General features: G+C 66.9%; 12 protein-coding genes. 3 read left to right on the plus strand and 9 right to left on the minus strand.

Annotation, left to right across the window (positions count from 1 at the left end; translation table 11 throughout):
• Nucleotides 1-373: 373 nt before the first annotated feature.
• The 7 genes from N911_RS0111915 to N911_RS0111950 form a co-directional block, all read right to left on the minus strand.
• Nucleotides 374-676 (minus strand): AzlD family protein, encoded by a 303-nt coding sequence (locus N911_RS0111915; protein ID WP_029897412.1) that lies wholly within the window; start codon nucleotides 674-676, stop codon nucleotides 374-376.
• The gene (locus N911_RS0111920; protein ID WP_035104750.1) at nucleotides 673-1,380 is read right to left on the minus strand and encodes an AzlC family ABC transporter permease; all 708 of its coding nucleotides are present in this window, start codon (nucleotides 1,378-1,380) and stop codon (nucleotides 673-675) included. Before N911_RS0111920 ends, N911_RS0111915 begins: the two co-directional genes overlap by 4 nt.
• A gap of 9 nt (nucleotides 1,381-1,389) precedes the next feature.
• Nucleotides 1,390-2,229, minus strand: coding sequence for an AraC family transcriptional regulator (locus tag N911_RS0111925; RefSeq protein ID WP_035104752.1), 840 nt, complete (start codon nucleotides 2,227-2,229; stop codon nucleotides 1,390-1,392).
• The gene (locus tag N911_RS0111930) at nucleotides 2,226-2,996 is read right to left on the minus strand and encodes an MBL fold metallo-hydrolase (protein ID WP_237559953.1); all 771 of its coding nucleotides are present in this window, start codon (nucleotides 2,994-2,996) and stop codon (nucleotides 2,226-2,228) included. Before N911_RS0111930 ends, N911_RS0111925 begins: the two co-directional genes overlap by 4 nt.
• Nucleotides 2,996-3,472, minus strand: a complete 477-nt coding sequence (locus N911_RS0111935) for a hypothetical protein (RefSeq protein WP_029897420.1) — start codon at nucleotides 3,470-3,472, stop codon at nucleotides 2,996-2,998. The genes N911_RS0111930 and N911_RS0111935 overlap by 1 nt, the downstream gene beginning before the upstream one ends.
• Nucleotides 3,473-3,980: 508 nt before the next feature.
• Nucleotides 3,981-4,109, minus strand: a complete 129-nt coding sequence (locus tag N911_RS19030) for a hypothetical protein (protein WP_272913354.1) — start codon at nucleotides 4,107-4,109, stop codon at nucleotides 3,981-3,983.
• A gap of 27 nt (nucleotides 4,110-4,136) precedes the next feature.
• Entirely contained in the window at nucleotides 4,137-4,703 is a 567-nt protein-coding gene (locus N911_RS0111950) for a hypothetical protein (RefSeq protein ID WP_029897423.1), read from the minus strand.
• A gap of 173 nt (nucleotides 4,704-4,876) precedes the next feature.
• On the opposite strand from N911_RS0111950, the gene rnd reads away from it, so the two are divergent.
• The 3 genes from rnd (at nucleotide 4,877) to N911_RS0111970 (ending at nucleotide 7,884) form a co-directional block, all read left to right on the plus strand.
• Entirely contained in the window at nucleotides 4,877-6,010 is a 1,134-nt protein-coding gene (gene rnd, locus N911_RS0111955; protein ID WP_051694354.1) for a ribonuclease D, read from the plus strand.
• A gap of 83 nt (nucleotides 6,011-6,093) precedes the next feature.
• The gene (locus N911_RS0111960) at nucleotides 6,094-6,888 is read left to right on the plus strand and encodes a hypothetical protein (protein WP_029897426.1); all 795 of its coding nucleotides are present in this window, start codon (nucleotides 6,094-6,096) and stop codon (nucleotides 6,886-6,888) included.
• 489 nt (nucleotides 6,889-7,377) lie between these two features.
• Entirely contained in the window at nucleotides 7,378-7,884 is a 507-nt protein-coding gene (locus tag N911_RS0111970; protein ID WP_029897428.1) for a hypothetical protein, read from the plus strand.
• Between the two features lie 56 nt (nucleotides 7,885-7,940).
• Here N911_RS0111970 and N911_RS0111975 read toward each other — a convergent pair whose 3' ends face one another.
• The gene (locus N911_RS0111975; RefSeq protein WP_029897430.1) at nucleotides 7,941-8,513 is read right to left on the minus strand and encodes a flavin reductase family protein; all 573 of its coding nucleotides are present in this window, start codon (nucleotides 8,511-8,513) and stop codon (nucleotides 7,941-7,943) included.
• Between the two features lie 22 nt (nucleotides 8,514-8,535).
• Nucleotides 8,536-9,048 carry a nitroreductase family protein gene (locus tag N911_RS0111980; RefSeq protein ID WP_029897432.1) on the minus strand — a complete coding sequence of 171 codons (513 nt, stop codon included), beginning with the start codon at nucleotides 9,046-9,048 and terminating at the stop codon, nucleotides 8,536-8,538.
• Nucleotides 9,049-9,328: the final 280 nt, after the last annotated feature.

Genomic DNA, 9,328 nt, shown 5'->3' on the forward strand with positions numbered 1-9,328 from the left:
AATTTTGCATTTGTATTCGCGGGATTGAGCGCGCCATGGGTATGCGTGGGAGCGCTCCGGCGAACCTGCGATTGTAGTGATTTCAAAGCCGTAAAAAGCCGCCCTGGCAGTTTGGCTTCAGATGCGTTCAACGCGGAATTGGGCTGATGTCCCTCCGGCCGCCACATGCCCGCACCACGCCCTCGAGCGAAGCGAGCGGTAAAATTTTTGCGGAAGGAGAATGAGGGCGTGGGAGAAAGAGGAAACCGCTTTTTTAAAAGGGGTTTTCTCCTTCTCCCACTGCCCTGAATCGCAACCCCCGCCAGCCACCTTCCATTCCCCTCCACCTCGCAAAAACACCCGCCCCGCGGGGGCGGCCCGATTTTGCCACAATCTACACAACGTGCCGTAGCGCCCAGACGGCCGCGACTCCGGCGAGCATGGCCAGGGGGAGGGAGCCGGCGGCGCGGGCGGTGATGATGGTGATGAGGGAGGCGACGGCTTCGGCGGTGCCTTGGGTGAGGGCGGCTGGGGCGACGATGCCGATGAGGATGCCGCCGGGCAGGGCTTGGAGGAAGGCTCCGGCGCGTCCCGAGAGGGGGAGCCGGGTGGCCAGGAAAAGGCCCAGGACGCGGGTGAGGTAGGTGGCCAGGACCATGCCGGCGATGGTGAGGTAGACGGCGGCGGTATCGCTCACGACTCGTCTCCCTTGGCGAGCGCGCCGACCAGTCCGGCGGCCAGTCCTCCGGCCAGGATGTACCATTTACCCGGGGCGAGGCGTTCGGTGAGCAGGGCGGCGGCGGCCGCTGCCAGCCAGGGCAGGAGGTCCGTTCGTCCGCGCCACATGCCGCAGAGCAGGGCCAGGAATACGGCGGTGAAGGCGAAGTCGAGGCCGATGGCGCGGGGGTCGCCCATGGCTTCCAGGGCGGCCGCGCCTATCCAGGTGGTGGCGAACCAGACGACCCAGACCATGGCCCCGCCGCCGATGAGGTGGGCGGCGTCGGTTTCGCCCTGGCCGCGCGCTTTCATGGTCATGGCCCAGTTTTCGTCGGCCATGAAGTAGACGGAGAGGTAGGCGCGGCCGGGGGAGACGCGGCTGAACCAGGGCGCCAGGGCCGCGCCCATGAGCACGTGGCGGAGGTTGATGACGAAGGTGGCCAGGGTGATGGCCAGGATTTCCGGCGGCGCGGACCAGGCTTCCACGGCCACCAGCTGGGAGGCCCCGGCGAAGACGGTGGCGCTCATGACCAGGGCCTGGGCGATGGTCAGCCCGGCCTGCATGGCCAGCGCGCCGAAGAGCAGGCCGTAGGCCCCCACGCCCAGGGCGGGCGCGAACGTCTGGCGGAAGCCGCGCAGGAACCCGGCGCGGGTGAAGGTGACTGTCTCGAACGGGTTGGTCATCTTCCGGCACTAGGCCGGATGCGCGGGGAAGTCTTGTACGATTTTGACGCCCTTGGCGAAGCGGGCGGGGGGCACGCCGTAGACCCGCTTGAAGTGGCGGCCGAGGTGGCTCTGGTCGGTGAAGCCCGCTTCGTGGGCGGCCTGGGCCGGGGGAGTGCCTTGGCGGAGCAGGTCGGCGGCCAGGGCCACGCGGCGCTGGATCTGCCAGGCGTGGGGCGGCAGGCCATAGCGCTGTTTGAAGCTGCGGACCAGGTGTTCCGGGCTGCGGTCCACCCGGCGGGCCAGCTGGTCCAGGGGCAGGTGGCGGGCGGGGTCGTCCTCCAGGATGCGCCGGGCGCGGTCGGCCGCGCGGGAGTCGGGCGGCCGGTGGATGACGGCGGAGGCGGGCAGGGCGTGGTTGCGGGCCAGACTGCCCAGGGCCAGCACGGCCAGGTCGCGCCCGCCGGGCAGGCCCTGTTGCAGGGCCACGTGGGCGCGCAGCAGCAGGGCGGCGCACTCGGGATCGTCCAGCACGGGGCGTGGGAAGCGGGGCGGCTCGGCGTCGGGCGGCAGGCCCAGGGCGGCGGCCAGCAGCCCGGGCGAGGGGTAGAACATGCGGTAGCTCCAGCCCTGGCCGTCGGCGGCCTCGCCGGTGTGCACCTCGCCGGGGTTGACCGCGCAGACGCGGCCCGGCGGCAGGACGAATTCCCGCGCTCCCAGCCGGAACCGTTCCGCCCCGCGCAGGCAGACGCCGATGGCGTACTCCCGGTGGATGTGGGGGGCGAAGCGGTGGCGGTAGAAGTCCGCCGCCAGCAGGTCGGATTCCGGCAGCTGGGGCGGCCGCCAGAACAGGGCGCGGTCGCGGGTCATGGCAGGTCGATTACGTCGCCGGGTTCGGGAAGCATGGCGGGCACGGAGGCGGCGGCCAGCCGGGCGCGGGCCTCGTCGGCGCGGAGCGCGCGGTCCTCGCGGCGCATGTGCACCACGGCCAGCCGGGCGGCCGAGGCGCGGGAGGCGAAGTCCAGGGCCATGTCCAGGCTGCCGTGGCCCTCGGTGGATTCATCCAGGCCGTAGGCCTCTTGAATGGCCAGATCGCAGCCCGCGGCCAGTTCAACGGTTTCGGGCGTGGGGTGGCCGTCGCCGGAGTAGAACGCGGAGCGGCCGTCCAGTTCGGCCAGCACGGCCAGGCAGGGTTCGGGGTGGCCGCCCAGGGTGGTGCGCAGGGTGTAGGGGCCGAGCTCCAGCACGTCGCCGGGCGCGGCCTCCTTGACTTCTATGGCGAAGGGCGGCCGCTTGAGCAGGGACTCGTAGGCCAGCTCCAGGGCGCGGTGGACCTTGTCCGCCGCGCCGGGGCCTCCGGCGATTGTCAGGGGGCGGGTGCGCCCGGCCACGCGCAGGCGCAGGCACAGGGCGGGCAGCCCCATGAAGTGGTCGCCGTGGAAGTGGCTTATCCAGACGCCGTCCAGGTTGTCCGGGTCCGGGGCGTGGCGGAAGAAGTCGTGCCCGGCGGTGAAGCCGCAGTCCAGCAGGATGTCGCCCTTGGCGGACTCCAGCAGGATGGAGGTGTTGCCGTAGTTCTCGTCCACGGCCTCGCCAACGCCGACAAAGCGGACCCGCATGCCTTCCGGTCGCGCCATCAGATGCCTCCCGCCAGGATGGAGTTGATCTTTCCGGCGGTCTCCACTGCCTCATCGAGTTGTTCTTGGGAGATGACCTTGCGGCCCTTCAGTACCTCTTCAAGGCTCTTGAGTTCGCCGGTGGCCATGAGCTGGTCCTTGGCGGACTGGATGTCCGAGTCCATGACCAGGTGCTTGGCGCGCAGCACGTCCAGCGGTTCCATGCGGCGCTTGTGCGGGGCCAGGGTGCGGACCAGCCCGTCGCGTTCGCGAAGCAGGGCTTCCAGTTCGGCCACCCGGACTTCCAATTCCGTCGAACGGGCGCGTTCCGTCTCCAGGCTCTGGTGGGTTTCCTCGTAGCTCTTTTCCAGGGAGCGGAAGCGGTTTTCCAATTCGCGCAGACGGCGGCCGTAGACGCGCTTGATCTGCGCGTAGGAGATTCCGGCCAGGAGGATGAATACGGCCAGGCTGATGAAGAAGAATACCAGGGCTGACAAGGTGCTTGCTCCGATTCCAGGAGTAGCCGCTTCGGGCGCTGATGTAAACGAGGCGGGTCGCGGGACGCGGGGCTGAAAAAGGATGCGGGGGCCCGGACGGGCCCCCGCAAAGGGTGGGATGTGAATGGAGGTGTGTGGGTCTGCCGGACCTGTTTATTGAGTAGCAGGGCGCGTGCCAATGCGATGCGAAATGAGGAAAGTTGCTTCCTGGCAGGGCCTTGCGCCGGATATGCGGCGCAAGATGAGCGATGCATTCCGCGGCCCGTCTGACAAAAGTGGCTACATGGACGAGCTGTCCATTACCATTTTGTCAATGTTTGGCTTTTTGGCGGGAAGGGCAAAAGTGAAGCGGCGGGGCATGAGCGAAAGGGCGGCCGCCTGGGCCGGGCGTGTTCGGCACAGCGAAAGGCCCAAGCTGGCGCGGAGACGGTGGGAGGCGGGAACAACAAAAGCGGCCGCGCCCCCGCACGGGGACGCGGCTGCCTGAAAAACGGTCGGGTCCGGCTGGCTAGTCGCTGCCGTAGGTATTGGAGATGTGGCGCAGCACCATGATGACGCTGAGAAGGCCCAGGAAGAACCAGAAGTAGGACATAACGCACTCCTTGAGGTTGCCGTGAACGACCACCATGTAGCGCATGGCGGCCCGGGGGGCAAGCCCCCGGTATCAGCGGGGTTCCAGCCGCACGTTGTCCAGGGCCCAGGACTCCACCCGTCTGGCCGAGGTTTCGCCCTGGAAACGCACGGTCAGCCCGCCGTCGCGCACCAGATCGGCGGGGATGTCCAGCTCCTGCCGAAGAATCCAGTAGCCCAGGTCGCGCCTGCTGAGCGGGGTGCGCACCAGTCCGTCGTTACCGATGGGCTTGGCCTCGTCGTCCCCCTCGATCTGGCAGGGGAAGGCCGAAAGCAGCAGCAGGGGGTCGCCGTTTGCCTGAACGCTGAAGGTGTCGGCCAACTCGCCGAAAGAGTCCCAGCTGCCGATGAGGATGAGGTCGAAACGAAGGACCAGGTCGCGGGAAGGCAGCCCGGCGACTTCAAGCACAGCCTCGTCGTCCGCCCGGACATGGCGGCTGTTGAAAACGCCCAGGGCGGGGTCGCCGTCCACCTTGATGGTGTCGTGGGCGCTCCACTCCTCGCCGGGGGCGCCGTCGAAGGTCCAGTGCATGGGCAGGTCCGCAGCCTGGACCGGCGCGGCAGTCAGGGCCAGGAGAAGAAGCAGGAAAACGGTACGCATGGTTTCTCCGGATGGGTTGGGGATTCACTCCATTTTATACGGTTTCGCGCGGCGCGGGTCAAATCGCTGGCCTCGCGGCGCGCTTTCGTCTACAATCCCCCCGCGTGAACGCTTTCGACTTCTGCCGCCGCGTCGGCCAATCCGTCCGTGCCCTTGCCCCTTCGTCCTCCTCCGTGCCCACGGAAGAGGACCTGCCCGTATTCCACGTCCGCGAGGACTCCGCCCTGCGGGAGATCTGCGAAGGATTCCGTAAGGCCGGAGCCATCGGCGTGGACACCGAGTTCGTGCGCGTGCGCACCTTCTTCCCCATGCTGGGGCTCATCCAGGTGGCGGACAAGAAGCACGTCTACCTCATCGACCCCCTGGCGCTCTCCGACCTCTCCCCCTTCGCCCGCGTGCTCACCGACCGCTCCGTGCTGAAAATCTTCCATTCCTGCTCCGAGGACCTGGAAGTCCTGAGCTACCTTTCCACCGAGCCCCTGGCCCCGGTAGTTGACACCCAGGTGGCCGCCTCCTTCCTGGAGTATGGCTATCAGGTGGGCTACCAGGCCCTGGCCAAGGAGGTGCTGGGCGTGGAGATGGGCAAGGGGGCCACCCGCTCCGACTGGTTGCGCCGCCCCCTAAGCGACGAGCAGGTCTGCTACGCGGCCATGGACGTGGCCTGCCTGCTGCCCCTGCGCAGCGAGCTGGTCCGCATGCTGCGCAAGAAGGGCATGCTGGGCTGGGCCAGGCAGGAGTTCGAGAAACTGCGGGAAAACGCTTGCTCGGATCCCGAGCCCGAGGAATATTACCTCCGCCTGGGCGGGCTGTGGCAGTTCACACAGCGCGACCTGGGCCTGCTGCGCGACCTCTTCGCCTGGCGCGAAAACCGGGCCATGACACGCGACCTGCCGCGCGGCTTCGTCATGCAGGACAAGGTGTTGCGGCGGCTGGCCATAGACAAGCCCGCCTCCCGCAAGGAACTCGCCGAGGTGGAGGGCATACGGCCCTCGGACGTGCGCCGCCACGGACGCGCCCTGCTGTCTATCCTCAAGCGGGCGGAAAAGACGCCGGAAAAAGAACTGCCCGAACCAGTGCGCAAGCCGCCCAACCCCCGCAAGGTCGGGGCCCTGGTGGACAAGCTGCGGCCAGTGGCCGCGGAGCAGGCGGAAAAGCTCCGCCTGCCGCCCGAACTGCTGGCCACCAAGCGCGCCCTCACCGACCTCGCCCAGAACGCCCTGCGCGGCCTGCCCGACCCCTGGCCGAACGAACTCTCCGGCTGGCGGCGCGACGCACTGGCGGACAAGCTCGACCCGCTGCTGCCCTGATCCCCCCGGCATCGCTTGCCAAATCCCCGGGGCTGATTTAGGTCCAAAGTGCGCCGCCATGCAGGGTGGCGCTTTGGAGACGCATGCCGCGCCCCGCTTGCACCATCGTCCTTACGCTCCTGGCCTGCCTGGCCGTTTTTGCCGTGGCTCCCGCACCGGCCCAGGCCCAGAAACAACGCCTGGAAGGCTATTCCAGCCGCACCGCCAGTGCCCGCCACAAACCGCCGGACGACTCCCTGCCCGACGGGGCCACCGGCTCCCAGGCCACCCGCCTGCCGTCCGGCCGCGTGGACGTGGTCTGCCACGAGGACGCCGCCTCCCTGCTGGACTGCCTGGACCGCGCCGAACAAAACGGCTCCGGCACCGTGGACCTTCCACCCAACGTCCTCGTTCAGCACGTGGACGACCTCTTCAAACAACACCTCAAATTTCACGACCTCGACGGCGACTTCCACCGCTACCAGGGCTACCGCTTCGTCCTCTCCTTCCGAAAGCTCTCCACGGGCGAACTCCGCCGCCGGCGCGAACTGCGGCGGCAAAGCCAGGGGCTCGACGTGGTCGGCGGTGCCCTCTCCTTTCTCTCGCCCGTTCCCCTCTCGCCTGTATTCTTCCTTGCGGAAAGCGCCCAAAGCGAATCCCAGCGAGCCCGGGCCTCCGAAGACGCCCACCGGCGCGGCGCACCACAGCCTGGACGCAGCGCCGTGAACGTGGCCGCTAAGGAATACGTGGACGGCTACCGCCAATACGTGGACGAAGCCGACCCCTTCCTGGAAGCCTACGTGGTCCAGACCTGCTACATCGCCCACCCCGTCACCGCCCGGACAACCACCAGCGACAACGCCACGGCCGTGAACGAGAATGGGCAAAACGACGGGTGAAGGGGAAAGAGGGAAGAGGGAAGATTTCGCCCTGCGGGCGACCAGGGGGCTGCGCGCCCCCTGGACCCTGCGGCAAAGTAACTTTGCATGTGTATTCGAGGGATTGAGCGCGTCAGGGGCATACGCGGGAGCACTCCGGCGACCCCGCGATTGTGGTGATTGCCAAGCCAGTAAAACCTCGCCCGGCCGTTTGGCTCCAGATGCGTTCAACGCGGAATTGGGCTGCTATTCCCTGCCAACCCCCGCCAGCACCACGCCCCCGAGCGAAGCGAGCGGTAAAAGGTTTGGCGGAAGGAGGATGAGGGTGCGGGAGAAGGAGGAAACCGCTTTTTTAAAAGGGGTTTCCTCCTTCTCCCGCTGCCCTGAACCCACTCCCCCGCCAGCCATCTTCCATTCCCTTCCTCCACCCCTCTTTTCCTCCACGACTTGACGGGGCGGGATGGGGGTCGCATATTCCGGTGCCCGGCGAGCGGGTTTAAGGAGATATGTATGAGCGATAAGCAGAAGTTGGTGTCCAAGGCCCGGCAGGCCACGGAGGATGTGCTGGAAATCATGCGTTTCGAGCACTGGGTCCGTTTTTATTACGTCAAGGAGCGCGACGAGAAGCTTTTCATCGAGGTTCCCGATGAAAAGGTGGAGGACATCAGGTCGCGCAGGCAGGAGTTCGCCGAGTTGGTGGACATGGTCAACAACGAGGAGATCGACCAGCAGAAGTCGCAGGAGAACCTGTGTTCCTTCATCGCTTCCCGCCTGGACGGCCGGAAGTACAAGGAGGGCATGGTGGAGCAGGTGATGAACAGCAACACCTTCAAGCTGGAATCGTACCTGTTCGGCCTGTGGAACCAGACCCACGAGGCGCTGCTGGACGACGAGCCGGTGGATTTCGACGAGTGGGAGCGTATGTACAAGGAGTGGCGCAAGAGCGAGGAGGTGGCCAACTACGTCTCCAAGCTGGTCATGACCAAGGGCGCGCCCTCGTCCACGGCCACGCAGTAACCGTTTCCCTTCAATGGGTTGAAAAACGGCGGCCGGGTTCTCCCGGCCGCCGTTTTTTATTCGCCGCGCTTGAGCTTTTTGCCCACGTTCCAGCAGGGGCCAAGGGGGTCGCCCAGGGCGTAGTAGTGGACGCTGGCCATGTCGAAGAGCAACGGATCCACCCGCCGCACGTCCAGCTTGTCCTCCGCGGTGATGACGTCCTCGCTGGCGTGGGTGGCGTGGATTTCGCCGATGAAGATGTCGTGGGTGGGGAACTCGTGGATGTCGTGGAGCTTCAGCTCCATGCAGACCGGGCATTCGCGGATGAGGGGAGCGTGCTCCAGGTCGCCCCGGAAGACGTCGAAGACCCCGGACTTGTCCGTTTTCCTGCCGGACACAAGCCCCACGTAGTCGGTTTGCTCCATGAGGTTGCGGCCGGGGATGCAGGCGGAGAACTGCCTGTGCTCGCGGATGCCCTGATTGGTGTGGTGCTTGTTGAACACGCCGAAGGAGAGATACTGCGGCGTGCCGTGGTTGAGGATGCCCACGTGGGCGACGGCCAGGAAGTTGGGCTTGCCGTCCACGTCCGCGCCCACGATGGTTGTCAGTGATGGATAGAGGGCGTTGACCGCCCCGAGTCGCCTGTGCATGGGGATTCTCCGTTTGCCGGGCTCAGGCCCAGGTGTTGCGCCGGACCTTGCCCTCGTCGTAGCGGTCGGCGGGTTTGCCCGGATTTTCCGGGACCCCGGCTACCACCAGGGCCATGGGAACGTGGGTGGCGGGCAGGGAGCAAAGGTCCTGGAAGGCCGTTACCCGTTCCTCCACCGGGTGAATGCCGGTCCAGACCGCGCCCAGTCCCAGCGCGTGGGCCGCCAGCAGCATGTTTTCCACGGCCGCGGCGCAGTCCTGCGGCCAGTAGCCGGGGAATTTCTCGGCCGCGGTGTCGCCTGAGACCAGGATGGCCACCGGGGCCTTGGCGGCCATCTTGGCGTAGGGGTTGATGGCCGGAACCTTGGCCAGCAGCTGGGGGTCGTCGATGACCGTGAACCGCCAGGGCTGGGCGTTGCCCGCGCTCGGCGCGAGCATGGCCGCCTCCAGCATGGCCCGTACCTGCTCGGGGCTCACGGGGTCGTCCGTAAAGGAGCGGATGGAGCGGCGCGTGCGGATGGCTTCCAGGGCGTCCATGGTGTCCTCCGGGGTGTGCGGCAAGCGGGGTTGCCTTGTTGGTGGCGTTCCCTCCATTGTCTCGGGCAATGGGGGAAAAAATGCAAGAAAAGACCTTCACGGCCCGGGGATGCGCAAGAGCGGTGGAGTGGCGGCCGGGGAAGCCTTGCGGCCGTCCTGCATTTCCCCACGATCTCCGGATTCTCCCGAAGGCGGACAGAGTGTCGGTGTCCGGTACAGCCGGATGTCGAAGTCGTTTACAGATGGGGTGGATGGACGCGGCATCTCCATGTAAGCACCT

The organism is Desulfohalovibrio reitneri (genome assembly GCF_000711295.1).
Taxonomy (GTDB): Bacteria; Desulfobacterota; Desulfovibrionia; order Desulfovibrionales; family Desulfovibrionaceae; genus Desulfohalovibrio; species Desulfohalovibrio reitneri.

What these genes read in the sequence shown, in the direction of transcription:
- N911_RS0111975 (WP_029897430.1), bottom strand. Translation starts at nt 8,513, where the DNA reads ATGCACAGGCGACTCGGGGCGGTCAACGCCCTCTATCCATCACTGACA.
- N911_RS0111925 (WP_035104752.1), bottom strand. Translation starts at nt 2,229, where the DNA reads ATGACCCGCGACCGCGCCCTGTTCTGGCGGCCGCCCCAGCTGCCGGAA.
- N911_RS0111980 (WP_029897432.1), bottom strand. Translation starts at nt 9,048, where the DNA reads ATGGACGCCCTGGAAGCCATCCGCACGCGCCGCTCCATCCGCTCCTTT.
- N911_RS0111970 (WP_029897428.1), top strand. Translation starts at nt 7,378, where the DNA reads ATGAGCGATAAGCAGAAGTTGGTGTCCAAGGCCCGGCAGGCCACGGAG.
- N911_RS0111930 (WP_237559953.1), bottom strand. Translation starts at nt 2,996, where the DNA reads ATGGCGCGACCGGAAGGCATGCGGGTCCGCTTTGTCGGCGTTGGCGAG.
- N911_RS0111960 (WP_029897426.1), top strand. Translation starts at nt 6,094, where the DNA reads ATGCCGCGCCCCGCTTGCACCATCGTCCTTACGCTCCTGGCCTGCCTG.
- N911_RS0111920 (WP_035104750.1), bottom strand. Translation starts at nt 1,380, where the DNA reads ATGACCAACCCGTTCGAGACAGTCACCTTCACCCGCGCCGGGTTCCTG.
- N911_RS19030 (WP_272913354.1), bottom strand. Translation starts at nt 4,109, where the DNA reads ATGCGCTACATGGTGGTCGTTCACGGCAACCTCAAGGAGTGCGTTATG.
- N911_RS0111950 (WP_029897423.1), bottom strand. Translation starts at nt 4,703, where the DNA reads ATGCGTACCGTTTTCCTGCTTCTTCTCCTGGCCCTGACTGCCGCGCCG.